This window comes from Lentzea pudingi (assembly GCF_014646255.1).
Lineage (GTDB): Bacteria > Actinomycetota > Actinomycetes > Mycobacteriales > Pseudonocardiaceae > Lentzea > Lentzea pudingi.
Genome location: NZ_BMNC01000023.1, coordinates 13,618 through 36,484, shown reverse-complemented (window position 1 = coordinate 36,484; position 22,867 = coordinate 13,618). Strand labels below are relative to the sequence as shown.

Genomic DNA, 22,867 nt, shown 5'->3' with positions numbered 1-22,867 from the left:
CTGCGCAAGCGTGCGCCCAGTGAGGCGCCACGCCGCTGCGCGCGAGGCAAGGATTCCCGCCGCGAGAAGCGGTGGAAGAGACGAGAGAGGCCCCTGCGCGGCCGCGTCCTCACGGGACGCGCCCGGGGGTGGAGGAGCTGCATGTCGAACGAGGACAAGCCTGCCGGTGTCACCGGCGGGCAGGGCGTGGTTGCCGCACGCCCGGCACTGGCGGACCTGCCGGAGAAGCTGCGGGTCCACGCACTGGCGAAGCTGCTGGACGTCAGCAGCAAGGACGTGATGACAGCGCTGGCCGACCTCGGTGAGGTCGCCCGCAGTGCGCAGTCGAGCGTCAGCCGCGACGTCGCGCTGAAGGTCGCCGAGACCCTGGTGGACTGGGACGACGTGGTCACCGGTGAGGTCACCGAGGACTACGAGGCCCCCGCGATCCCGGCGTTCGAGGCACCGGCGCTCGCGCCGATCTTCGCCGCGCCGAGCGCGGTCTTCCTGCCGCCGACGCCGGTTGAGCGCCCCAAGGCGTCCGCATCGCCGTTCGTGGTCGAGGAAGAGCCGGTCGTCGAGGAGAAGTCCATCGGCGAGATCGCCGCGGACGAGCTCGACGCCGCCGAGGCCGAGGCCGAGACCGATGCGGACACCGACGCCGACGGTGACGACGAGGCCGACAGCCGCCGTCGCCGCCGCCGGGGCCGTCGTGGCCGCGGCCGTGGCAAGGGCACCGACGCCGAGTCCGGCGAGGAGTCCGACGAGGCAGCGGCGGAGGACGCCGAGGCCCCCGAGGAGACCGAAGCCGCCGACGAGGCCGAGGACGAGGGTGACGAGGGCTCGACCCGCCGTCGCCGCCGTCGCCGTCGCCGCAAGACCGGCACGGACGACGACGTCGCCGCCGAGGACGACCCGCCGAACACCGTCGTGCACGTGCGCGAAGTCCGTGAGGCGCGGGACGCACGCGACGACAAGGCCGACTCCGAGGCCGCGCAGAACGAGGTGCGCAGCATCCGGGGCTCCACGCGCCTGGAGGCCAAGCGCCAGCGCCGCCGCGACGGTCGCGAGGCCGGCCGCCGCCGTGCCCCGGTGCTGACCGAGGCCGAGTTCCTGGCCCGCCGCGAGGCCGTGGCCCGCACGATGGTCGTCCGCGAGCGCGGCGACCGCACCCAGATCGGCGTGCTCGAGGACGGCGTGCTCGTCGAGCACTTCGTCACCTCGTCGGGCAGCGGCTCGATCGTGGGCAACGTCTACCTCGGCCGCGTCCAGAACGTGCTGCCGAGCATGGAAGCCGCGTTCATCGACATCGGCCGCGGCCGCAACGCCGTGCTCTACGCCGGTGAGGTCGACTGGGACGCCGCCGGTCTCGAGGGCAAGTCCCGCAAGATCGAGCAGGCGCTCTCCAGCGGCGACTCGGTGCTCGTCCAGGTCACCAAGGACCCGGTCGGCCACAAGGGCGCCCGCCTCACCACCCAGATCAGCCTTCCCGGCCGCTTCCTCGTCTACGTGCCGGGCGGCGGTGCCACGGGCATCAGCCGCAAGCTGCCGGACAACGAGCGCAAGCGCCTCAAGGACATCCTCAAGCGCGTCGTCCCCGAGGACGCCGGTGTGATCATCCGCACCGCCTCGGAGGGCATCGCGGAGGACGAGCTCGGCCGCGACGTCACGCGTCTGCAGGCCCAGTGGAAGGTCATCAAGGAGAAGTCCGAGACCACCTCCACCAAGGCTCCGACGCTGCTCTACGAAGAGCCGGACCTGCTGGTGAAGGTCGTCCGCGACCTGTTCACCGAGGACTTCGCCCAGCTCGTCGTCCAGGGCGACGAGGCGTGGGAGGTCATCGACTCGTACGTCCGCCACGTGGCGCCGGACCTGCAGGACCGCCTGAAGAAGCACGTCGGCAACAACGACGCGTTCGTCGAGTACCGCATCGACGAGCAGCTGATGAAGGCGCTCGACCGCAAGGTCTGGCTGCCGTCGGGTGGCTACCTGATCATCGACCGCACCGAGGCCATGACGGTCATCGACGTCAACACCGGCAAGTTCACCGGCTCGGGCGGCAACCTCGAGGAGACCGTCACCAGGAACAACCTGGAGTCGGCCGAGGAGATCGTCCGCCAGCTCCGGCTGCGCGACATCGGCGGCATCATCGTCATCGACTTCATCGACATGGTGCTCGAGTCGAACCGCGACCTGGTGCTGCGCCGCCTCACCGAGTGCCTCGGCCGCGACCGCACGCGTCACCAGGTCGCCGAGGTCACCTCGCTGGGTCTCGTCCAGATGACCCGCAAGCGGGTCGGCACCGGCCTGCTCGAGGCGTTCAGCCAGACGTGTGAGCACTGCCGCGGCCGCGGCGTCGTCGTGTCCACCGAGCCCGTGCACTCGCACGGTGGCGGCGGCGGTGGCGGCCAGCAGCAGCAACAGCAGGCCCAGGGCGGTGGCCGCAAGTCGCGCCGCAACAAGGGTGGCGGCGAGCAGGCGGCCGAGACCACCGAGGTCGTCGAGGCGGTCGTCGAGACGCCGGTCGAGCCCGAGGCCGTCCAGGTCTTCGAGCCCGGTGAGCCCGAGGACACCTCAGAGGACTTCGTCGCCGCCGACCAGGAGCACGAGGGCCACGGCCGTCGTCGCCGCCGTCGTCGTGGCCGCGACAAGGAGCCGCAGGCCGTCGTCGACGCGGTCGTGGCCGAGGAGCAGGCGCTCAACGGTCACGTGCCGCACGAGGTCGCCGAGGACCCGGCGCCCGTCGAGCTCGAGCCCGTGGTCACCGAGCCCGAGGTGATCGAGGAGTCCGTCGAGGAGCTCGTCGAGCCCGTCGTCGAGAAGCCCGTCGTCACGGGTCGCATCGGTGCCCAACGCCCCGTTGAGCCCGAGCAGGAGCCGGTCGTGACCGGGCGCGTCGGTGCGCAGCAGCCCGTCGTGACGGGTCGCATCGGGTCCCAGCGCCCCCTTCCGGCCGTCGAGCCCGAGCAGGAGGCCGCCGAGGCCCCCGAACCGGTCTCCGCGCCCGCGCCCGTCGCGGAGGCCCCGGTGGCCGCTGTGGAGGCCCCCGCGGCTCGCCCGCGTCGTCGTGCGGCCAAGCGCGCCGCTGGTGCTCCCCCCGCGGTCGAGGCCCCGGCCCCGATCGTCGTCGAGGTGCCCAAGCAGCCCGAGGTCCAGATGCCCGCACCGGTGGTCACCACCACTCGCAGGCGCCGCGCCGTGTCGCGTCCCGCGGGACCGCCGGTCCAGGAGGACTGACGCGAGGAACGTGAGACCGGGGTCGCCTGCGGGCGGCCCCGGTTTTGCGTTGCGGGGCAACGATGTGAGGGACCGCACAGGCTGTGGGAACGTGTTCCGGGCACCCCGGTTTGCTCCCGGCGCACCCACTCCCGTAACCTTGTTGACGGCCCGCCATCCGACGGGTCCTGTCGTGTGCCTCCTCTGGTGCCTTTAGGTGGAAACACCGTCCCAGAATGGCCGGCACACGGCCCGTCACCATCGAGTAGCAGGAGACTTCCGTCCTGATGTACGCGATCGTCAAGACCGGCGGCAAGCAGTACAAGGTCGCTGTCGGCGACATCGTCGAGGTCGAGAAGCTCGAGGGCGAGCCGGGCACCGAAATCTCCCTCCAGGCGCTGCTCGTGGTCGACGGCACTGACGTCACCGCAGACGCGGCGGCCCTGGCGAAGTTCTCGGTTACCGGCAAGCTGGTCGAGCACACCAAGGGCCCGAAGATTCGCATCCACAAGTTCAAGAACAAGACCGGCTACCACAAGCGACAGGGTCACCGTCAGAAGTTGACCCGCGTCGAGGTCACCGGCATCACCGGTAAGTGAGGACCTGACTTCTCATGGCACACAAAAAGGGTGCATCCAGTTCCCGCAACGGCCGTGACTCCAACGCTCAGTACCTGGGCGTGAAGCGGTACGGCGGTCAGGTCGTCAAGGCCGGCGAGATCCTGATCCGCCAGCGCGGCACCAAGTTCCACCCCGGCGTCGGCGTCGGCATCGGCAAGGACGACACGCTGTTCGCCCTGCTGCCGGGTGCGGTGGAGTTCGGTTCGAAGCGCGGTCGCAAGACCGTCAACATCGTTCCGGTCGCGGTCTGAGGACCGTTTCCGCGACGTAGTTAGCACGATCGACCGAGCGACGTGTGCCCGCTGAGAGCGCGGGCCACGTCGCTCGTTTGTGTTTTCTGGGGGCCAAGCCCCCAGACCCCAGCCGGGGCGACCCCCGGACCCCATGCGGCGTTCCCAGTCGGAATTCGCCGCCTCTAGCAGTTGGAAGTGATGACCGTGGCTCGATTTGTTGACCGGGTGGTGATCCACGCTGCCGCCGGCAACGGGGGCAACGGTTGTGCTTCAGTGCACCGCGAGAAGTTCAAGCCGCTCGGCGGCCCGGACGGCGGCAACGGGGGCAGTGGCGGCAACGTCATCCTCGTCGTCGACTCGCAGGTGCACACCCTGCTGGACTTCCACTTCCGCCCGCACGCCTCCGCCACGAGCGGCAAGGCCGGTGCCGGTGCGAACCGCGACGGCGCGAACGGCGAAGACCTGATCCTGCGCGTCCCGGACGGCACCGTCGTGCTGACCGAGGCCGGCGAGATCGTCGCGGACCTCGTCGGCGAGGGCACGCAGCTCATCGCGGCGGCCGGTGGCCGTGGCGGTCTGGGCAACGCCTCGCTCGCGTCGAGGGCCCGCAAGGCGCCCGGCTTCGCGCTGCTCGGCGAGCCCGGCGAGACGCGTGACCTGGTGCTCGAGCTCAAGTCCGTCGCGGACGTGGGCCTGCTCGGCTTCCCGTCGGCCGGCAAGTCGTCGCTGATCTCCGTGCTCTCCGCCGCGAAGCCGAAGATCGCCGACTACCCGTTCACGACGCTGGTCCCCAACCTCGGCGTGATCACCGCGGGCGACACCATCTTCACGATGGCCGACGTCCCCGGCCTGATCCCCGGCGCGTCGCAGGGCAAGGGCCTCGGCCTCGACTTCCTGCGCCACATCGAGCGCACCGCCGTTCTCGCGCACGTCGTCGACTGCGCGACGTACGAGCCGGGCCGCGACCCGATCGCGGACATCGACGCGCTGGAGAAGGAACTCTCGGAGTACACGCCCGCTCTCGGCGGCAACTTCGAGGACCGCCCGCGCGTGGTGATCCTCAACAAGGTCGACATCCCGGACGCCCAGGACCTCGCCGACATCGTCCGCCCGGAGATCGAGGCTCGCGGCCTGCCGGTCTTCGAGGTGTCGACCGTGTCCCGCCAGGGCCTGCGCGAGCTGACGTTCAAGCTGGCCGAGGTCGTGCGCGAGTACCGCGCGGCCAAGCCGAAGAAGGAGTCGACCCGAATCGTGCTGCGGCCGACCGCCGTGGACGACCAGGGCTTCACCGTGATCGAGGACCCCTCGGTCGAGGGTGGCTTCATCGTGAAGGGCGAACGCCCCGAGCGCTGGATCCGCCAAACCGACTTCTCCAACGACGAAGCCGTCGGTTACCTCGCGGACCGCCTCAACAGGCTGGGCGTCGAGGAGAAGCTCGTGAAGATGGGCGCCGTCCCGGGTTGCCAGGTCACCATCGGCGACCTGATCTTCGACTGGGAACCGACCACCCCGGCCGGCATCGCGATGACGATGACCGGGCGAGGCACGGACATCCGTCTCGAGCGCAACGACCGCATCGGCGCCCACGAGCGCAAGGCCCTGAAGAAGGCCCGCCGCGCGCCCGGTGAGTACGGCGACGACTACGGTGATTCCAGCGAGGAGTAACACAGTGACGGCCCCCGTGGTCTCACAAGCTCGAACCGCGGTCGCCTCGGCGAACCGCATCGTGGTCAAGGTCGGTTCTTCTTCTTTGACCACAGCGGAAGGTGGTCTCGACCCGGCGCGTCTCGACGCGCTGGTCGACGCCCTCGCCGCCCGTGCCGCAGCGGGAAGCCAGGTCGTGCTCGTGTCCTCGGGCGCGATCGCGGCGGGCCTGGCGCCGTTGAAGATCTCCCGCCGCCCGCGTGACCTCGCCACCCAGCAGGCCGCGGCGAGCGTCGGGCAGCTCACGCTGGCGCACGCCTACGCGAACTCGTTCGGGCGTTATTCGCTGACCGTCGGCCAGGTCCTGCTGACGGCGGACGACGTGGTGCGCCGCGCGCACTACCGCAACGCCCAGCGGACGTTCGACAGGCTGCTGGCCCTCGGTGCCGTGCCGGTCGTGAACGAGAACGACACCGTTGCCACCGAAGAGATCCGCTTCGGCGACAACGACCGCCTCGCCGCCCTCGTGGCGCACCTGGTGGGTGCCGACGCGCTCTTCCTGCTGTCCGACGTGGACGCCCTCTACTCGGGTGACCCGCGCCAGCCGGGAGCCGTCCGCATCGCCGAGGTGGGATCAGCGTCCGATGTGGACGGTGTGAAGGCCGGTAGCGTTGGCGCGTCCGGTCTTGGCACCGGAGGCATGGCCTCGAAGCTCGCCGCCGCTCGTCTGGCCTCGTCCGCGGGCATCCCGGTCCTGCTCACCAGCGCCACCGAAGCAGGCCGCGCCCTGACCAAGGCCGACGTCGGCACCGCTTTCGCCGCAACGGGTTCCCGCCTCACCGCCCGCCGCTTCTGGCTCGGGTACGCCACCGACGCCAACGGCCGCCTGCACCTCGACGACGGCGCGGTCGCCGCGGTCGTGGGCAGGCGTCGTTCGCTGCTGGCCGCCGGGATCACCGGCGTGGACGGCGACTTCGAAGCCGGTGACGTCGTGGAGCTGGTGAGCCTGTCCGGCGAGGTCGTGGCCCGCGGAGTCGTCGGCTACGACTCGGCCGAGCTGCCGTCGTTGATCGGCCGCAAGTCCCACGACCTGCCTGAGGAGCACCGCCGCGAGGTCGTGCACGCGGACGACCTGGTGCCGCTGGCTAGGTGAGTTCCACGCCCTTCGTCTCCGGCAGCGTCAGGACGACGAGGAACGTGATCACCGCGGCGACCGCGACGTACCAGAAGAAGACGGTGCCGCCCACGGCCTGGATGACCAGCGGGGCGGTGCCGCCGAACACGGCGACGGTCAGGTTGTACCAGGCACCGATGCCGAGGCCGCGCAGTTCGGTCGGGAACAGCTCGCTCATGATCGCGGGCGCGATCGACGTGATCGCCGTGTAGAGGCCGAGTCCCACGGCGAACACGACCACGAGGTTCGCCAAGCCGGGTTTGACCAGTGTCGACAGCGGCACGACCAGCAACGCCATCGCCGCCGACCACACGAGCATCTGTGGTTTGCGGCCGTAGCGGTCCGCCATCCACCCCATCGGGTACTGCAGCGCGATGAACACGACCGTGCCGATCGACAGCGCCAGGAACACGTCGATGTCGTTGGCGCCCTTGCTCTTCACCGCGAACGGCGTCAGCGCGCTGAAGAAGGTGTAGAAGCTCAGCGTTGACAGCAGCGTGATGCCGATGAGCTGCCCGACGGCCTTCGGGTGCTCCTTCAGCGTCATCATCAGCGGGTTGCGCAGGCTCTCGGCCTTGGCCTTGTTCTCCTCGAACTGTTCGGTCTCCTTGAGCTCCCGCCGCAGCCACAGCCCGACCAGCCCGAGCACGCCGCCGATCAGGAACGGCACGCGCCAGCCGTAGGAGGCCATCGCGGCCTTGTCGAGGTTGCGCGACAGGAAGAACCCGAGCAGCGACGCGATCAACACCGCCGCACCGGTCGAGATGTAGAAGAACGACGAGTACCGGCCGCGGTGGGAGGCCGGCGCGATCTCCGCCAGGTACGCCGACGCGTTCGACACCTCGCCGCCGAGTGCCATGCCCTGCGCGATCCGGGCGAGCACCAGCAACGCCGGGGACAGCCAGCCGACCTGCTCGAACGTCGGCAGCAGGCCGATCATCACCGAGCCACCGGACATCAGCACGATCGTGAACAGCATCGCGGTCCGGCGGCCTCTGAGGTCCGCGAACCGGCCGAGCAGATAACCGCCGAGCGGGCGGAAGAAGAAGGCGAGAGCGAACGTCGCGAAGGTGCTCAGCAGCGCCGCGGCCTCGTTGCCCGCGGGGAAGATCTGCGTGGCGAAGTAGATGCTGAAGGCCGTGTAGATGCCCCAGTCGTACCACTCCACCGCGTTGCCGGCGCTTGAAGCGACGAGCGTGCGTACGGGCAGTCGATGCTTCTCCGATGTAACCGCCATAGAGGCACCCAATCACATACGGCGACGAATCGGCGCGTATGTCTCGACCGGATCGTTGGTCAGGAAGTCGACGATCATCGCGTTGCACAGCGCGGGCTTCTCGTGCAGCAGGCCGTGTGACGTGCCGGGAACGACGGCCAGTTCGGCGTTCGGCAGTGCCCGGTACATCTTCGCGGCGTGCTCCAGCGTGACCTCGTCGTCGTCGCCGATCATGATCAGCGTTCGGTTGGGCAGCTTTGCCAAGTCTTCTGCGGTGAGCGCGGGTGACCGGCGGTGCATCGGCGTTAGTTCCGTGGCCGGGTCCCAGCCGTCGTGGTGGTAGACGCCGCACACGACCACAAGCCGTTGCACGAGGTCAGGTCTGAGGGTTGCGGTGAGCAGCGCGACCGTGGCGCCGTCGCTGCAGCCGAGCAGGTGGGCGGGCCCGATCCGTTCGAGGAACTCGATGGTCTCGTGCGCCATCTCGGTGTGGTCCTGAGTGGCCTGGTCGGTCCGATGTGGTGCGTGCAGGGCGAAATCGGCCAGAGCGTCGAACTGCGGTCCGAACGCCGAGGGGTCCGCACCGCCGGGGTGCAGGAGTACGAGTGAGTCAGCCATGTGGGAGTAGACCTCTCTCGTCATCGATACTCGTCGCCGTGCGATCTATTGGGTTGGTGACGTTGGTTGTCCGCGACTACGACGAGGCGATCCGCTTCTACGTGGACGGACTCGGGTTCACACTGGTCGAGGACGTTCCGCAGGGCGACAAGCGCTGGGTCGTGGTGTCGGCGGGAGAGGGGACGTCGCTGCTGCTGGCACAGGCTGACACAGGTCAGCAGCAGGCACGAGTGGGCGACCAGACCGGTGGCCGGGTCGGGTTCTTCCTCAACACCGACGACTTCGACCGCGACCACGCCCGCATGACCGAGTTCGGCGTGTACTTCCGGGAGCAGCCGCGTGACGAGGTCTACGGCCGCGTGGCCGTGTTCGAGGACCTCTACGGCAACCGCTGGGACCTGATTCAGCCCGCTCGCGCCTGACCGGGCGACATCCCCACGATCCGTTTGAACGCCCGGCTGAACGCGGCCTCCGACTCGTAACCGAGGCCGCGGGCGATCTCGCTGACCGTGCTGTCACGGTCTTTGAGGCGGTTCATCGCGACGTGCATGCGCCACCGCGTGACGTAGCGCATGGCCGGTTCGCCGACGAGTTCGGTGAACCGTGCCGCGAACGCCGACCGTGACATGGCGGTCTGGTGCGCGAGGCGTTCGACGGTCCACGGCTGCGCGGGGTCGCGGTGGATCAGCGCGAGGGCTTCCCCGATCTGCTGGTCCTGCAACGCGCCGAGCCAGCCCGTGCGCGCGGCCGGGTCGTTGGCGAGCCACGAGCGGATCGTCTGGATCACCAGCACGTCCGCGAGCCTGGTGATGACCGCCTCACCGCCGGGACGCACGGCCTGCGACTCGATGGCCATCAGGTCGATCGTGGCGCGCATGTCGTCGGCGCGGCGCACGTACAGCACGTTCGGCAACACGTTGACGAGGTGCTTCGCGGCCGGATGGTCGAAGCGGACCGCACCACACACGAGGTGCGTCACCGCACCGCCACCACCGTGCCGCAGGATCGCGTAGTTCTCGGTCTCGAACTCGTGCGGCAGCGTCGTGACGAGTGGCGTCTCCGCGTCGCCGTGGAACAGCCGATGGCGCTGCCCGCCCGGGACGAGCAGCACGTCGCCGGGTTCGAGCGAGATGACCTGGCCGTCGACCTCGACGTCGCACTGGCCGCTGGTCAGCACGTGGAACCACAGGCAGTCCGCCATGTCGGGCATCGTCGCGCCCCACGGCTCGGTGAGCTCGTTGCGGCAGTAGAAGGTGCCGGACATCCTCAACAGGTGCAGTGCCTCGCCCAGCGCGTCCGTCATGCCGTTGATTCTGGACGAACGAGCAAGCCCGCGCGATGAATTGTCATTGAGAGTCCGGCTTCGACAGGTCAGAGTTGCTGCCATGGGGACACTCACGCTGATCGCAGTCACTGCCACCGGTCTGATGGCCGGTGTGTTCTTCGCCTTCTCCGTCGCCGTCATGCCGGGCCTCGCGGACCTGCCCGCCGCGGACGCCCGCGCCGCCATGCGCCGGATCAACGCGCGCATCCAGAACCCGGTGTTCCTGCTGCTGTTCCTCGGCACCGCGGTCCTGTGCGGCATCGAGGTCTTCCAGGGCAGGATCGTCGGCGGCCTGCTCTACATCGTTGGCTGCCTGCTGCTCACGATGGTCGTCAACGTGCCGATGAACAACCGTCTCGAACGGACCGACGACGCCTACTGGCCTGCCTACCTGCGCACGTGGACGCTCTGGAACCACGTGCGCGCCGTCGCCTGCGCCGGAGCGACGGTCACCCTGCTGCTCGGATTCTGAGGCCGTTCTTCGGACGCATCGCCGCGAGGCCGGTCGGCGTGAGGCGCTGGGGGAGCAGTTCGGGTTTCGGCTTCTGCAACAACACTTTCAGCATCACGGTCAACACGGTCGTGGCGAGCCCGGCGCCGATGCAGCGGTGCGGCCCTCCGCCGAACGGCAGGAACTCGTGCGGCGCCGGCTTGGCCTCCCAGCGGTCCGGGTCGAACCGCAGCGGGTCCGGGAAGACCTCGGCCAGCCGATGCGTGACGTACGGGCTGTACAGCAGGAACGTGCCCTGCTTGATCTTCTTCCCGGCGAATTCGAACTCCTGCGTCGCGACCCGTGCCGAGACGACCGCCGGGGGATAGAGCCGCAGCGTCTCGTTGACGACGTTCGCCAGGTAGTCGTCGTCTTCTCGGGCTCGCTCCCAGACCCCGTTGTGCCGCAACAGGTTGAACACCGCCCACGCCATCGCGCCACTGGTCGTCTCGTACCCGGCCGCGATCAGCGTGACGATCTGGTCGCGCACCTCCAGGTCGCTCAGCCCGTCACCTTCCACGAGAGAAGTGAGCACATCACCGGCCGTCTTGCCTTGGCGCGTCTCCTCGATCGCCCGATAAACCCGCGCGTCCACGGCCCTGCGAGCCCGCATCGCGTTGCGCCAGGCCGGAGCCCTCATCGTCCGCAGCAGCGTGACGACCGCCGGATTCCGGTCGATCAGGTTGATCAACACCTGCAGGTGCGCACCGAAGAAGTCCGCCTCCTGCGCCAACTCCTCGCCGAACAACGCGTGGATCGTGCTCCGCCGAATCGCCCGGCGGAACTCCTGGTACGCGTCGACGGTCTCGCCGGGCCGCCACGCGCCGACCGTCGCCTCGGCGTTGGCCCGCATGACCGGCACGTAGCTCGCGATCTGCCGATGCGCCAACGCAGGCTGCACGAACCGACGCCGCCGCTTGTGGTCCTCGCCGTCGCTGACGATCAACGACGTGGGCCCGTCCACCGGCACCAGCGACTGGAACGCCCGCTCCACCTCGAACAGCTCGGAGTGCGCGAACACGAACCGGTTCGCCTCGGGCCCGAGGAGGTAGGTGTACGGGCCCATCCGCACGACCGGCCCGAACCGCCGGTGCAGAGCCGCGAGGAGATCGGCCTGCCGGTACCGCACGACGTCCGGAATCATGGCGCTGACAGTGCCACACGGCGCCGTTTTCCTCGCCTGCCTCCGAACGGCTCACGTCGGCCGGCAAGGCGTCCTCGCCGACCGCCATGCCTCGAAGACCTCCCCCCATCGACGGCGGACCGACTTGCACGATCCCTACGGGTGAGGTCGCTCAGCATCGTCCCCTGCGGCAACGACGGGCAACGGCACATCGGTGAGCTGAGGTTTCGCCGGCCTCCCGGTACGTCCGCGACGTCAGCCATCCACAACTGCTGGACTTGATTCCCGCATGCTTTGCACGCGGCGAGGTTCCCGGCGCACTACACAGGTGACGGCTGATCCTGACCACGGTAAGGAGGTGGCGCGAGCGTGGCGAGTTCGCTCGACTTCGATGACTTCTTCCGCTGTGAGTTCGCTCGTCTGGTCGCCTTTCTGGTCAAGATGAACTTCGACCGGGCGACGTCCGAGGACTCGGCCTCTGAAGCCATGCTCGCGGCACGGGGCAAATGGGCAACGTTGAGATACCCCAGGGCGTGGGTGCGCAAAGCCGCGTACGGCAACGCGGTGGAGTCGATCGAGCGCAGCAGGGAAGGCATCCGGCGCGCGCTCTCCGGAGGTTGGCTGAACACGTCCAACGACCATTCGGTGGACGACACGCTCGCCGCGGTCGTGGAGCAGCCTCAGGTGGAATACCTGCTGGCCAAACTTCCTGAACGACAACGCTTGGTCTTCGCGTGGCATCTGGACGGATTCACGAACGTCGAGATCGCGGAGGCACTCGAGATGACCTCCGCGACCGTGCGGTCGACCCTGCGCCACGCGAGGGATCGGCTCAAGAAGGAATTCGAGGGAGCTGCGGGACCGGAGTCCGCGGAAGGGGGAGCCGCGTGAGGTTTGATGAATGGCTTGACCGTGCCAACCAGGACCTGGTGGCATCCGTCGCCGCCCGGTTGGACGTCGAGGCCGCTCTTGTGGACGTGAAACGTCGCGGGGCCATGCCTGTGGCAGGCAGCGAGGCAGACGTGTCAGCTGCGGTAGCCGGCGATCGCCAAGCGATTGAACGCGTGTTGCACTTCATCCGTCCTCTGGTGGTGAAGTACTGCCGTGCGAGGGTCGGAAGAAGCGCCGTCACGGCGGACTCCGTTGCGCAGGACGTGTGTCTCGCAGTGCTGACCGCTTTGCCCAAGTATCGCGATCAGGGGCGACCGTTCCTCGCGTTCGTCTACGGGATAGCGGTGCACAAGGTCGCCGACGCGCATCGGGCTGCCGCCAGGGACCGCCACGAGCGCAGCCCCGACGTGGCGGAAATGGAAGCCGTGGAGCAGCGAGCGATGCAGAGCGAGTTTTCCAGCCAGATGAGCCGGTTGCTCCACCTCCTTCCGGAGAAGCAGCGGGAGATCCTGGTGCTGACGGTGATGGTCGGGCTTTCTGCCGAAGAAACCGCTGAGGCGGTCGGCTCGACGCCGGGGGCGGTGCGGGTGGCGCGTCATCGTGCGCTGGGGCGGCTGCGCAAGGAGATCGCCGCTGCTGAACTGGCCACCTCTTTCGCCTGGTCTGCTCGTGCTGACGAACGGTGAGCCGGAGATGACCGTCGACAACTCAGTCGTGACGGCGACCGCTGCCACCGTGGTGCAGGCAGGTGCCGTCAATGGAGACGTGCACCTGCATCCGCCGATGTTGCCGAAAGAACTCCCGGTGCTGCTGGGCCTCATTGCGTTCGGCGTGTGCTCGATCGCGATCGGTCTGCTCGGCTGGTCGGTGTCGCTGATCAGTTCGTCACCGCCAGCGCGAACGGCAGCACCGCGGACACCCCCTCCTTCCTGAGCATCCGAGCCGCCACCGTCATCGTCCAGCCGGTGTCGATGTGGTCGTCCACCAGCAGCACCGGACCGTCCACGCCGGACACGTCCGGTGTCTCGCCGGCCCGCACCAGCCCGGCGAGGCGCTGCGCGGAGTTGGCGCGGTGCGTCGACTCGCCGAGCCACACGGTGCCCAGGAACGGCAGCCGCCCGATCGACGCGATCTTCTGGCCGAAGCTGCCGACCAGCTGCGGACGCCGGCGCGAGCCGACCGTCACCACGCCGACCGGCCGCTCGTCCCAGTTCCACGCCGTCAGCACCTTCACGCACGCCGCGAACACGTCGTCCGGGATTTCGCGGTCGGCACCGTCCGCGAGCAGGTCGCGCAGCCGGTTGCCCCAGCCGATGTCGGTGAGGCGGCCCAGCGCCCGGCCCGTGGCCGCCACCTCGGTCGCGGGGATCTTGCCGGACAGCGGGACGCCGATCGCGTTCATGCCCGTCGGCCACATCTTGCGCGGCGCCACGTCCAGGCCGGGGCGCAGCAACCGTTCGCGGGCCGCTTCCGCCGCCACCTCGGACACCTCGACCGAGAGCCGCTCACCGGTGCAGTTGTCGCACCGGCCGCACTCGTGCGAGGTCGGGTCGTCGAGTTGGTCCTGCAGGAACTTCATCCGGCACGCGTCGGTGCGCAGGTAGTCGACCATCACCTGCTGTTCGGCCTTGCGCGCCTCCGCGATGCGCGCGTACCGCTCACCGTCGTACTCCCACGGCCGGCCCGTCGACTCCCAGCCGCCCTTCACACGCCGGACCGCGCCGTCGACGTCCAGGACCTTCAGCACCACCTCGAGCCTGCCGCGCGACAGCTCGACCATCGGCTCCAGCGCCGCCGTCGAGAGCGGCCTGCCCGCGCCGTCGAGTGCGGACAGCACCTGCCGCACCACCACCTCGGGCGGGAACGCCAGCGACGCGAAGTACGCCCAGATGTCCCTGTCCTCGTGGCCAGGCAGCAGGACCACCTCGGCCCGTTCGACGCCGCGGCCCGCCCGGCCGATCTGCTGGTAGTACGCGATCGGGGAGGAGGGGGCGCCGACGTGCACGACGAACCCCAGGTCCGGCTTGTCGAAACCCATGCCGAGCGCGGAGGTGGCGACGAGCGCCTTGACCTTGTTGCCCAGCAGGTCCTCCTCGGCGCGTTCCCGTTCCGAGGGCTCGGTCTTGCCCGAGTACGCGGCCACCGCGAAACCGCGCGAGGCGAGGAACGCCGCGATGTCGTCCGCCGCCGCGACCGTGAGCGTGTAGATGATCCCGGAACCAGGCATGCGGTCGAGCTGCTCGGCCAGCCACCCGAGCCGTGACTCCGCGGTCGGCAGCAAGGCGACCGACAACCGCAGGCTGTCGCGGTCCAGCGGCCCGCGCAGCACCAGCGTGCCCTCCTCGGCGCCGAGCCCCAGCTGCTCGGTCACGTCGTGGACCACCCTGTTGTTGGCCGTCGCCGTCGTCGCCAGCACCGGCACGCCCGGTGGCAGCTCCGTCAGCAGCGTCCGCAGCCTGCGGTAGTCCGGGCGGAAGTCGTGACCCCAGTCCGAGATGCAGTGCGCCTCGTCGACGACGAGCATGCCCGCCGACGCCGTCAGCGAGGGCAGCACCGCGTCCCGGAAGTCGGGGTTGTTCAGCCGCTCCGGACTCACCAGGAGCACGTCGACCTCGCCGGCCGCCACCTGCTCCTGCACGGCGTCCCACTCGCCGGGGTTCGCCGAGTTGATCGTCACCGCGTGCACGCCGGCTCGCGCCGCCGCGTCGATCTGGTTGCGCATCAACGCGAGCAACGGCGACACGATGACCGTGGGGCCTTCACCGAGCTGACGCAGCAACGCCGTCGCGATGAAGTACACGGCCGACTTGCCCCAGCCCGTGCGCTGGACGACGAGCGCCCTGCGGCGCTGGGCCACGAGGGTGTGGATCGCCGTCCACTGGTCCTCGCGCAGCACAGCCCCAGGGCCCGCCAGTGCCCGGAGCCGTTCCTCCGCCAGTTCTCGCAACGCGATGTCGTCCATGGGGAGCAAGCTTGCCAGGCCACTCTGACAATTGTGATTGTCGCAGGTCGTAAGCTATGTGGCGTGACTGATGACCTGCGCGACCAGGTGCACGGCGCTGCTCGCCGCGCCCGCGTCGCCGCCGACGAACTCGTCCTCGCCACCCGTGAGCGCAAGGACACCGCTCTGCACGCGATGGCCGCCGCGCTCCGCGAGCGCGCGCCAGAGATCATCGAGGCCAACCAGAAGGACCTCGAAGCGGGCAGCGCAGCGGGTCTCCCGGCCAACATCCTCGACCGCCTCACGCTGACCGAGGCGCGCGTCGACGCCGTCGCGGTGGGCCTGGAAACCGTTGCGGGCCTGGGCGACCCGGTGGGCCAGGTGATCACCGGCGGCATCCTCCCGAACGGGCTGGAGCTCAAGCAGGTCCGCGTCCCGATGGGCGTCGTCGGCATGGTCTACGAGGGCCGCCCGAACGTCACGGTCGACGCCGCCGGTCTCGCGCTGAAGTCGGGCAACGCCGCGCTGCTGCGGGGTTCCTCGACCGCCGAGAACTCCAACACCACGCTCGTCGCCGTCCTGCGCGATGCACTCGAAAGCGTGAACCTGCCGGCCGACTGCGTGCAGCTCCTGCCGTGCCACGACCGCGCGTCCGTCACCCACCTCATCACCGCCCGCGGCCTGGTGGACCTGGTGATCCCGCGCGGCGGCTCCGGTCTGATCAACGCCGTGGTCGAGCAGGCGACGGTGCCCACGATCGAGACCGGCGTCGGCAACTGCCACGTGTACGTCGACGCGAACGCCGACCTCGACATGGCCGAGGCGATCGTCCTCAACGCCAAGACGCGGCGCACGAGCGTGTGCAACGCGGCCGAGTCCCTGCTGGTGCACAAGGACATTGCGCACGAGTTCGTCCCGCGCATCACCAAGGCGCTGCAGCAGGAGAGCGTGACCATCCACGGCGACGAGGAGTTCGCCCAGCAGGCCGACGTCCTGGAAGCCAACGACGACGACTGGGGCACCGAGTACCTGAGCCTCGACATCTCCGCGAAGGTCGTCGACTCGCTGGACGAAGCCGTGAAGCACATCGCGGCGTACGGTTCCGGCCACAGCGAGGCCATCGTCACGAACGACGTCACGGCAGCACGCAGGTTCACGGCCCGTGTGGACGCGGCGGCGGTTTTCGTCAACGCTTCCACGGCCTTCACGGACGGCGCGGAGTTCGGCATGGGCGCGGAGATCGGCATCTCCACGCAGAAGCTGCACGCTCGGGGCCCGATGGGCCTAACCGAGCTGACGTCCTCTAAATGGGTCGTGTGGGGCGAAGGCCACACCCGCCCGAAGGCGTAGCTCTACGTTCGGAGACATGGCTCCCACCTACCCGTTCTCCGAAACTGACGGCCTGACCCTCGATCCGACCTACGAACGTCTACGGCGTGATGAGCCCGTCACGCGCGTGACGTACCCGTATGGCGGCGAGGGTTGGCTCGTCACGTCCTACGAAGAGACGAAGTTCGTCCTGGGCGACCCGCGGTTCAGCCGCGCGCGGACGGTCGGCCAGGACGTGCCGCGGATGCAGCCCCTCATCGCGCCGGGCGGATCGATCCTCACGCACGACGGCGCGGACCACGCGCGCATGCGCCGGTTGGTGTCCAAGGCGTTCACGGTGCGCCGGATCGAGGAGCTGCGGCCCGTGCCCAGCAGATCGCCGACGCCCTGCTCGACCGCCTCGACAACCCCGGTGACCTGGTCGAGGGCTTCAGCATGCCGTTCCCGATCACGATCATCTGCGAGCTGCTCGGGGTGCCGTTCGAGGACCGCGACGACTTCCGCAGGTGGTCGAACCAGGTGCTGGCGACGGTCGGCGGGCACACGCCCGAAGAGGCCATGCACGGCATGATGAAGTTGCACGCCTACTTCGTCGAACTCGTCGCCAAGCGCCGTGCACACCCCACGGACGATCTGATCACTGCGCTCGTCGCCGCGCGGGACAACGAGGACAGGCTGAGCGAGGACGAGCTCGTCCGGTTCGGCATCACGTTGCTGGTAGCGGGCCACGAGACGACGGCGAACATGCTCTCGAACAGCGTCGTGACCCTGTTCGAGCACCCGGAAGCCATGAAGAGTCTCCAGGACGACCCTCAGAAGCTCCCGAACGCCATCGAAGAGCTGCTGCGGTTCATCCCGCTGGGAAGCGGCGCCGGTTTCACCCGCATCGCGACCGAGGACGTCCAGGTCGGCAACGCGCTGGTGAAGGAAGGCGACGCCGTGCTGGTGGTCGTGTCGTCGGCGAACCGCGACGAGGCGATGTACGCCAACAGCACCGAACTGGACGTGGAGCGCGAGGTCGGCCAGCACATGCAGTTCGGGCACGGCATCCACTTCTGCCTCGGCTCGCAGCTCGCCCGGATGGAACTGCAGGTCGCGCTGGGCACGTTGCTGCGCCGCATGCCCGGTCTGCGGCTCGCCGAACCCGTCGAGTTCCGCAAGGGTTCGCTGGTCAGGGGCCCGGTGAAGCTCGTGGTGGCCTGGTGAAGAAAATCTTGGGCCGACCCGCGTAATGGGGGAGGCGTCCGCGCGTTCCTCCAGTGCGCGCGGCTTTGCTTCGGGGTGAGCCGCGACCCGAACGGCTCGTCCTCCCCCTGAGCCGTGCGGTGTGATCAGCACGACCGGCGTCAGGTCTCGGGAGCGGCCTGACGCCGGTCTACGCTGGCTCGATGCGCATCGGCGTCATGGGTGGCACGTTCGATCCCATCCACCACGGCCACCTGGTGGCCGCCAGCGAGGTGCAGGACCGGTTCGACCTGGATCGCGTGATCTTCGTGCCGACGGGTCAGCCCTGGCAGAAGTCGTCGCGGGAGGTCTCCGCCGCCGAGGACCGCTACCTGATGACGGTCATCGCCACGGCCTCGAACCCCCGGTTCTCGGTCAGCAGGGTCGATATCGACCGCGACGGCCCCACCTACACCGTGGACACGCTCACGGACCTCAAGAAGCAGTACCCGGACGCCGAGCTGTTCTTCATCACGGGTGCGGACGCCTTGGAACAGATCCTGTCGTGGAAGCGAGCGGCGGACGCGTTCGACCTCGCCCATTTCATCGGAGTCACCCGTCCGGGGTACGTGCTGAACGACCGTCACCTACCGCCCGGTTCGGTGTCGCTCGTCGAGATCCCTGCCATGGCCATTTCGTCAACTGGCTGTCGCGCAAGGACTGCGTCCGGTCAACCGGTCTGGTACCTGGTACCAGACGGAGTAGTCCAGTACATCGCAAAAACAGGCCTGTACGCCGAGTCGTAACCACGTTCGAGTGGATTTTGCGTGCATCCGAGGGCGCGGGGAGCAACAATCAGCGGGTTGTTGCTGGTTCGTGGAAGGCAAGACTTTGGCTACTGGCACCGTGAAGTGGTTCAACGCTGAAAAGGGCTTCGGCTTCATCGCGCCCGACGACGGCTCGGCGGACGTCTTCGTGCACTACTCGGAGATCCAGTCGAAGGGTTTCCGTTCGCTCGAAGAGAACCAGAAGGTCGAGTTCGAGGTCGGTCAGGGCCAGAAGGGCCCGCAGGCCCAGCAGGTCCGCCCGCTCTAAGCATCGGCGCAGGTGAAGGCCACCTCAGGGCGCTGAGGTGGCCTTCGTCATGCCCGCGTGTGAAGTACCTGTTGGCGCGCGCCGGTACCCTCAGTAACTCGTGTGGGCGTATCGACGCTCGCCGGAAGTCAGAGGAGTGACGTGGCAGCCACCGACGAGGCACGACGGCTGGCGCTGGTCGCGGCGAACGCAGCGGCCGACAAGAAGGCGCACGACGTGACGGTGCTCGACGTCTCCGACCAGCTCGTGATCACGGACGTGTTCGTGATCGCGTCCGCTCCGAACGAGCGGCAGGTCGGCGCGATCGTCGACAACATCGAGGAGAAGCTGCGGGAGGCCGGCAAGAAGCCGGTGCGCCGCGAAGGAGCCCGCGAGGGCCGGTGGGTGCTGCTGGACTTCATCGACGTCGTGGTGCACGTGCAGCACGTCGAGGAGCGCAGCTTCTACGGCCTGGAGCGGTTGTGGAAGGACTGCCCGCAGATCGAGTTCGAAGCGGACGTCCCCGCCGAGTCCACGGCTGAATAGAGGTAGCTGATGGCCCTGAGCCGGCTCGTGCTGTGGCGGCACGGTGAGACCGACTACAACGCGACCGGTCGTCTGCAGGGTCATCTGGACTCGGCGCTCACCGAGACCGGCTTGAACCAGGCCAGGTTCGCCGTCCCGGTGCTCGCCGGGTTCGAACCGGAGATCGTCGTGGCCTCCGACCTGCAACGCGCGCGCAACACCGCCGGTGTCTTCACGACGTCGACGGACGTGCCGCTGCGGATCGACGAGCGGCTGCGCGAGACCCACCTGGGCAAGTGGCAGGGCCTGAACGTCGCCGAGGTGGAGCAGGAGTGGCCGGGCGCGGTCAGGGTGTGGCGCACCGACCCGACCTTCGCGCCGCCCGACGGCGAGTCGCGCGTCGAGGTCGCCGAGCGGGCCATCAAGGTCGTGCACGAGGTGGACGCGGAATTCTCCGGAACAGTCCTGCTGTGCGCGCACGGCGGCCTGATCAGCGCCCTGACCGGACGGCTGCTCGGCCTGCCGGTGGAGAACTGGTCGCAGCTCGGCGGCATCTCGAACTGCCACTGGACCGTGTTCACCCGGCGCAACGACCTCTGGCGGCTGACGTCGTACAACGCGGGCACCACGCGTTGAGACTGCTCGTCCTCGGGGACTCGCTGTCGTTCTTCGGGCCCTCGGGCCCGCTGCCCGCTGACCACCCACGCCTGTGGCACAACATCTGTGCCGAGGCGCTGGGTGGTTCCGCGGAGCTGGCGGCCGGGTTCGGGTGGACGGCGCGGGACGCCTGGTGGGCGTTGACCGGGGACCCGCGGATCTGGTCGTTGCTGCCCCGTACGGATGTGCTGGTGTTCGCGGTGGGCAGCATGGACACGCTGCCCTCGCCGTTGCCGACTTATCTGCGCGAGGGGCTGCGTTATGTGCGGCCGGACTGGCTGCGTCGTTGGGTTCGTGCGCGCTATCAGTTCGTGCAGCCTCGGTTGGCGCCTTACACGCGCGCGTCGCTGCCTCCTGCGCTGACCGCGCGCTATCTGCGGGACATGCTGCAGTCCGTTCGCAATCTGCAGTACACGATGCCGGCGGTCGGGATCGTGCCGTCGGTGCACCGCGCGGCTACGTACGCCTACGCGCACCAGGGGCACGCGGCTGCGGTTGCGGCCGTGCGTGGATGGGCCGCGGGTGCGGGGGTGCCGTTGCTGAATCTGCCGACGGTGATCGGGGAGCACGTCCGGTCCGGCGCAGGGAATCCGGACGGGATGCATTGGGGCTGGGAGGGCCACGAGTTGGTGGGCAAGGCGATGGCGGCCTTGATCTCGTCCGTGCCGTTGAGTCCCTCGGAGGAGTGCGCCCCGTAGGCTCGTCGCTCGTGCGCATCTCCATCGTCACCGACTCCACGGCATACCTGCCCGAGGGGTTCGCGAAGCGCCATGCGATCACCGTCGTGCCGCTGCACGTCGCGGTGGACGGTGCCGGACGCCTCGACGGCGTCGACTTCGGTCCTTCCGAGCTGGCCGGCGCTCTCGCCGAGCACCGCCGGGTGACCACGTCACGCCCCACACCCGGCGAGATGGCCTCTGTCTACCGCGAGGTGCTGTCGTCGTCGGACGCGGTCGTGTCCGTGCATCTCTCTCGTGAGCTGTCCGGGACGTGGGAGGCCGCACGCCTGGCCGCCGACGAGATCGATTCTTCCCGGATCCGCGTCGCCGACTCTCGGTCCACGGGCATGGGACTCGGGTTCTCGGTGTTGCGCGCGTGCGCGGCCGTGGCGGCCGGGTGTTCGCCCGCCGAGGTCGAGGACGCTGCGTCCTCGGCCGCTCAGCAGACGCGGATGTTCTTCTGCCTCGAGACGCTGGACCACCTGCGCCGGGGCGGGCGGATCGGCACGGCGGCGGCGCTGGTGGGCACCGCGCTGGCCGTGAAGCCGTTGCTGCACATGGACGACGGCCGGATCGTGCCGCTGGAGAAGGTGCGCACGATCAGTCGCGCGGTGAGCCGCCTGGTCGACCTGGCGGCGGCCGCGGCGGGCGATGGTCCCGTCGGACTGGCCGTGCACCACTTGGCCGCTCCCGAACGCGCCGCCGAACTGGCGACCCGCCTGGACGAACGGCTGCCCGGCTCGACGGGATGCGTGATCTCGGAGGTGGGCGCGGTGATCGGCGCGCACACCGGCCCGGGCGTACTGGGCGTCGTGGTGCTGCCGGGAGGACCCGACAGTCTCCCACAGACCCCCGACAATTCCCCGTCCCAGAACCGCGAGTGATCGCGACCTGTCCACAACCCGCGAGTAATCCACAGCCCCGGAGTTCACCCCACCTCCCCGCCCGCCCCGCTCCGTAACGTCGCTCGCATGTTCCCCCGCTCCCACCAGGACTCCCTCCCGACCGAACGCCTGGCCGCCCTGGCCGACAAGGTGAGAGCCGACCCGACCCTGGTCTACGCACGATCAGAGGACTCGGACGAACACGGCCCGCCCACTCGCCGTTTCCGCCTGCCGCGGCTCCCACGCCGTGGCCTGCTCGCCGCCGGTGTGGCCGTGGCGTGCACCGTGATAGGCCTGGGCAGCTGGTGGCAGAGCCCCGCCGCCGAACCGGCCCCGGCCCTCGCACTCGTGAGCACCTCCGCGCCGGCTCCCGAACTGGTCGTGAACGTGGTCGGCGAGGTCGCCAGCCCAGGCCTCGTCACCGCGCCGTCGGGCGCCAGGGTCGCCGACGCCATCCGCCTGGCCGGAGGCGTGAAACCGGGCACGAACCTCCACAACCTGAACCTGGCCCGCAAACTCACCGACGGCGAACAGATAGCGGTGGGCATCCCACCCCCACTCCAACCAGGCGCGCCCCAGGCAGGCGGCACCCAGCCGAAGCTGAACCTGAACTCCGCCACAACGACCGAACTGGACGCCCTCCCCGGCGTAGGCCCGGTGACGGCTCAACGCATCGTCGACCACCGCACCCGCAAAGGCCCGTTCGCCTCAGTGGACCAGCTACGCGACGTGGAAGGCATAGGCGAGTCGAAACTGGCCAAGCTCGCCGACCTGGTCCACACATGACCCTCGCCACCAGGGCCCTGGCCCTCTACCACCGCACAAGGGCCCAATACCGCCACCTGACCGCCGCACCCCCACCACCGGCAGACCACACCCACCTAATCCGCCCACTGACTCTCACGTTCCCCCTCCACCGCTCCCCAACCCCGCCCCACCGCCGCCCCCGCCCCCTGGCCACAGCCCTCCGCCACCTACTGGCCGCCGCCTCACCGCCACCCCCACCAAGCCCGTCCCCGCCCGCCCCGCTCACAGTCCCGCCAGTC

Annotated in this window: 25 protein-coding genes; 19 read left to right on the top strand and 6 right to left on the bottom strand. The window is 69.2% G+C overall.

The annotated features are described in order from the left end of the window. Window positions 1-141: 141 nt before the first annotated feature. From IEY88_RS40420 to proB, 5 genes are all read left to right on the top strand, one after another. Entirely contained in the window at window positions 142-3,216 is a 3,075-nt protein-coding gene (locus IEY88_RS40420; RefSeq protein ID WP_189160195.1) for a translation initiation factor IF-2 N-terminal domain-containing protein, read from the top strand. Between the two features lie 266 nt (window positions 3,217-3,482). Continuing rightward, complete coding sequence (gene rplU, locus IEY88_RS40415; protein ID WP_030479431.1) at window positions 3,483-3,794, top strand: 50S ribosomal protein L21; 312 nt, start codon at window positions 3,483-3,485, stop codon at window positions 3,792-3,794. A gap of 14 nt (window positions 3,795-3,808) precedes the next feature. Then, entirely contained in the window at window positions 3,809-4,066 is a 258-nt protein-coding gene (gene rpmA / locus IEY88_RS40410) for a 50S ribosomal protein L27 (protein ID WP_090071165.1), read from the top strand. A 180-nt stretch (window positions 4,067-4,246) separates the two neighbouring features. After that, window positions 4,247-5,713 (top strand): GTPase ObgE, encoded by a 1,467-nt coding sequence (gene obgE / locus IEY88_RS40405; protein WP_189160194.1) that lies wholly within the window; start codon window positions 4,247-4,249, stop codon window positions 5,711-5,713. A 4-nt stretch (window positions 5,714-5,717) separates the two neighbouring features. Further along, window positions 5,718-6,845 carry a glutamate 5-kinase gene (gene proB, locus IEY88_RS40400; protein ID WP_189160193.1) on the top strand — a complete coding sequence of 376 codons (1,128 nt, stop codon included), beginning with the start codon at window positions 5,718-5,720 and terminating at the stop codon, window positions 6,843-6,845. On the opposite strand, the gene IEY88_RS40395 is transcribed toward proB, so the two are convergent. After that, complete coding sequence (locus IEY88_RS40395; RefSeq protein ID WP_189160192.1) at window positions 6,838-8,103, bottom strand: MFS transporter; 1,266 nt, start codon at window positions 8,101-8,103, stop codon at window positions 6,838-6,840. The two genes, proB and IEY88_RS40395, sit on opposite strands and share 8 nt — an antisense overlap. A 12-nt stretch (window positions 8,104-8,115) precedes the next feature. After that, entirely contained in the window at window positions 8,116-8,700 is a 585-nt protein-coding gene (locus tag IEY88_RS40390) for an alpha/beta fold hydrolase (RefSeq protein WP_229694212.1), read from the bottom strand. Between the two features lie 56 nt (window positions 8,701-8,756). Here IEY88_RS40390 and IEY88_RS40385 point away from each other — a divergent pair, with 56 nt between their 5' ends. Next, entirely contained in the window at window positions 8,757-9,122 is a 366-nt protein-coding gene (locus IEY88_RS40385; protein ID WP_229694211.1) for a VOC family protein, read from the top strand. Here the strand turns inward: IEY88_RS40385 and IEY88_RS40380 are convergent. After that, complete coding sequence (locus tag IEY88_RS40380; RefSeq protein WP_189160189.1) at window positions 9,104-10,003, bottom strand: AraC family transcriptional regulator; 900 nt, start codon at window positions 10,001-10,003, stop codon at window positions 9,104-9,106. The genes IEY88_RS40385 and IEY88_RS40380 overlap by 19 nt on opposite strands. An 82-nt stretch (window positions 10,004-10,085) precedes the next feature. Here IEY88_RS40380 and IEY88_RS40375 point away from each other — a divergent pair, with 82 nt between their 5' ends. Further along, window positions 10,086-10,496 carry an anthrone oxygenase family protein gene (locus tag IEY88_RS40375; protein ID WP_189160188.1) on the top strand — a complete coding sequence of 137 codons (411 nt, stop codon included), beginning with the start codon at window positions 10,086-10,088 and terminating at the stop codon, window positions 10,494-10,496. Here IEY88_RS40375 and IEY88_RS40370 read toward each other — a convergent pair. Further along, the gene (locus tag IEY88_RS40370; protein ID WP_229694210.1) at window positions 10,474-11,658 is read right to left on the bottom strand and encodes a cytochrome P450; all 1,185 of its coding nucleotides are present in this window, start codon (window positions 11,656-11,658) and stop codon (window positions 10,474-10,476) included. The genes IEY88_RS40375 and IEY88_RS40370 overlap by 23 nt on opposite strands. A 348-nt stretch (window positions 11,659-12,006) precedes the next feature. On the opposite strand from IEY88_RS40370, the gene IEY88_RS40365 reads away from it, so the two are divergent. The 3 genes from IEY88_RS40365 to IEY88_RS40355 all read left to right on the top strand — a co-directional run bounded on the left by IEY88_RS40365 (window position 12,007) and on the right by IEY88_RS40355 (window position 13,461). Beyond that, window positions 12,007-12,528: an RNA polymerase sigma factor gene (locus IEY88_RS40365; protein WP_229694209.1), complete on the top strand. Its 522-nt coding sequence runs from the start codon at window positions 12,007-12,009 to the stop codon at window positions 12,526-12,528. A 104-nt stretch (window positions 12,529-12,632) separates the two neighbouring features. Next, the gene (gene shbA / locus IEY88_RS40360; RefSeq protein WP_189160232.1) at window positions 12,633-13,214 is read left to right on the top strand and encodes an RNA polymerase sigma factor ShbA; all 582 of its coding nucleotides are present in this window, start codon (window positions 12,633-12,635) and stop codon (window positions 13,212-13,214) included. Between the two features lie 7 nt (window positions 13,215-13,221). Beyond that, window positions 13,222-13,461: a hypothetical protein gene (locus IEY88_RS40355; protein WP_189160187.1), complete on the top strand. Its 240-nt coding sequence runs from the start codon at window positions 13,222-13,224 to the stop codon at window positions 13,459-13,461. On the opposite strand, the gene IEY88_RS40350 is transcribed toward IEY88_RS40355, so the two are convergent. After that, window positions 13,406-15,490 carry a RecQ family ATP-dependent DNA helicase gene (locus IEY88_RS40350; protein ID WP_189160186.1) on the bottom strand — a complete coding sequence of 695 codons (2,085 nt, stop codon included), beginning with the start codon at window positions 15,488-15,490 and terminating at the stop codon, window positions 13,406-13,408. The two genes, IEY88_RS40355 and IEY88_RS40350, sit on opposite strands and share 56 nt — an antisense overlap. Before the next feature lie 30 nt (window positions 15,491-15,520). Between IEY88_RS40350 and IEY88_RS40345 the strand changes: the two genes are divergently transcribed. Continuing rightward, on the top strand, window positions 15,521-16,819 hold the full coding sequence (locus IEY88_RS40345) for a glutamate-5-semialdehyde dehydrogenase (protein ID WP_373294279.1): 1,299 nt from the start codon (window positions 15,521-15,523) through the stop codon (window positions 16,817-16,819). 147 nt (window positions 16,820-16,966) lie between these two features. Here the strand turns inward: IEY88_RS40345 and IEY88_RS45320 are convergent, their stop codons facing one another. Further along, window positions 16,967-17,125 carry a hypothetical protein gene (locus IEY88_RS45320; protein ID WP_308426053.1) on the bottom strand — a complete coding sequence of 53 codons (159 nt, stop codon included), beginning with the start codon at window positions 17,123-17,125 and terminating at the stop codon, window positions 16,967-16,969. Between the two features lie 108 nt (window positions 17,126-17,233). Between IEY88_RS45320 and IEY88_RS40340 the strand changes: the two genes are divergently transcribed. From IEY88_RS40340 to IEY88_RS40305, 8 genes are all read left to right on the top strand, one after another. Next, on the top strand, window positions 17,234-18,004 hold the full coding sequence (locus tag IEY88_RS40340; RefSeq protein ID WP_308426052.1) for a cytochrome P450: 771 nt from the start codon (window positions 17,234-17,236) through the stop codon (window positions 18,002-18,004). Between the two features lie 182 nt (window positions 18,005-18,186). Then, window positions 18,187-18,768 (top strand): nicotinate-nucleotide adenylyltransferase, encoded by a 582-nt coding sequence (nadD, locus tag IEY88_RS40335; protein WP_189160185.1) that lies wholly within the window; start codon window positions 18,187-18,189, stop codon window positions 18,766-18,768. A gap of 85 nt (window positions 18,769-18,853) precedes the next feature. Then, window positions 18,854-19,057, top strand: coding sequence for a transcription antiterminator/RNA stability regulator CspE (cspE, locus tag IEY88_RS40330; RefSeq protein ID WP_030468099.1), 204 nt, complete (start codon window positions 18,854-18,856; stop codon window positions 19,055-19,057). 141 nt (window positions 19,058-19,198) lie between these two features. Continuing rightward, on the top strand, window positions 19,199-19,582 hold the full coding sequence (rsfS, locus tag IEY88_RS40325; protein WP_189160184.1) for a ribosome silencing factor: 384 nt from the start codon (window positions 19,199-19,201) through the stop codon (window positions 19,580-19,582). Between the two features lie 9 nt (window positions 19,583-19,591). Further along, window positions 19,592-20,197 carry a histidine phosphatase family protein gene (locus IEY88_RS40320; protein WP_189160183.1) on the top strand — a complete coding sequence of 202 codons (606 nt, stop codon included), beginning with the start codon at window positions 19,592-19,594 and terminating at the stop codon, window positions 20,195-20,197. After that, a complete protein-coding gene (gene octT / locus IEY88_RS40315) occupies window positions 20,194-20,916 on the top strand; it encodes a diglucosylglycerate octanoyltransferase (protein ID WP_189160182.1) in 723 nt (240 codons plus the stop codon). Before IEY88_RS40320 ends, octT begins: the two co-directional genes overlap by 4 nt. Before the next feature lie 11 nt (window positions 20,917-20,927). Continuing rightward, a complete protein-coding gene (locus tag IEY88_RS40310; protein WP_189160181.1) occupies window positions 20,928-21,821 on the top strand; it encodes a DegV family protein in 894 nt (297 codons plus the stop codon). Window positions 21,822-21,908: 87 nt separating this feature from the next. Beyond that, window positions 21,909-22,607 (top strand): ComEA family DNA-binding protein, encoded by a 699-nt coding sequence (locus IEY88_RS40305; protein WP_189160180.1) that lies wholly within the window; start codon window positions 21,909-21,911, stop codon window positions 22,605-22,607. Window positions 22,608-22,867 lie beyond the last annotated feature (260 nt).

What these genes read in the sequence shown, in the direction of transcription:
- IEY88_RS40375 (WP_189160188.1), top strand. Translation starts at nt 10,086, where the DNA reads ATGGGGACACTCACGCTGATCGCAGTCACTGCCACCGGTCTGATGGCC.
- nadD (WP_189160185.1), top strand. Translation starts at nt 18,187, where the DNA reads ATGCGCATCGGCGTCATGGGTGGCACGTTCGATCCCATCCACCACGGC.
- IEY88_RS40340 (WP_308426052.1), top strand. Translation starts at nt 17,234, where the DNA reads ATGCCGTTCCCGATCACGATCATCTGCGAGCTGCTCGGGGTGCCGTTC.
- obgE (WP_189160194.1), top strand. Translation starts at nt 4,247, where the DNA reads ATGACCGTGGCTCGATTTGTTGACCGGGTGGTGATCCACGCTGCCGCC.
- IEY88_RS40320 (WP_189160183.1), top strand. Translation starts at nt 19,592, where the DNA reads ATGGCCCTGAGCCGGCTCGTGCTGTGGCGGCACGGTGAGACCGACTAC.
- IEY88_RS40420 (WP_189160195.1), top strand. Translation starts at nt 142, where the DNA reads ATGTCGAACGAGGACAAGCCTGCCGGTGTCACCGGCGGGCAGGGCGTG.
- IEY88_RS40395 (WP_189160192.1), bottom strand. Translation starts at nt 8,103, where the DNA reads ATGGCGGTTACATCGGAGAAGCATCGACTGCCCGTACGCACGCTCGTC.
- IEY88_RS40305 (WP_189160180.1), top strand. Translation starts at nt 21,909, where the DNA reads ATGTTCCCCCGCTCCCACCAGGACTCCCTCCCGACCGAACGCCTGGCC.
- IEY88_RS40355 (WP_189160187.1), top strand. Translation starts at nt 13,222, where the DNA reads ATGACCGTCGACAACTCAGTCGTGACGGCGACCGCTGCCACCGTGGTG.
- shbA (WP_189160232.1), top strand. Translation starts at nt 12,633, where the DNA reads ATGCCTGTGGCAGGCAGCGAGGCAGACGTGTCAGCTGCGGTAGCCGGC.
- IEY88_RS40380 (WP_189160189.1), bottom strand. Translation starts at nt 10,003, where the DNA reads ATGACGGACGCGCTGGGCGAGGCACTGCACCTGTTGAGGATGTCCGGC.
- rplU (WP_030479431.1), top strand. Translation starts at nt 3,483, where the DNA reads ATGTACGCGATCGTCAAGACCGGCGGCAAGCAGTACAAGGTCGCTGTC.
- IEY88_RS40390 (WP_229694212.1), bottom strand. Translation starts at nt 8,700, where the DNA reads ATGGCTGACTCACTCGTACTCCTGCACCCCGGCGGTGCGGACCCCTCG.
- rpmA (WP_090071165.1), top strand. Translation starts at nt 3,809, where the DNA reads ATGGCACACAAAAAGGGTGCATCCAGTTCCCGCAACGGCCGTGACTCC.
- IEY88_RS40370 (WP_229694210.1), bottom strand. Translation starts at nt 11,658, where the DNA reads ATGATTCCGGACGTCGTGCGGTACCGGCAGGCCGATCTCCTCGCGGCT.
- IEY88_RS40350 (WP_189160186.1), bottom strand. Translation starts at nt 15,490, where the DNA reads ATGGACGACATCGCGTTGCGAGAACTGGCGGAGGAACGGCTCCGGGCA.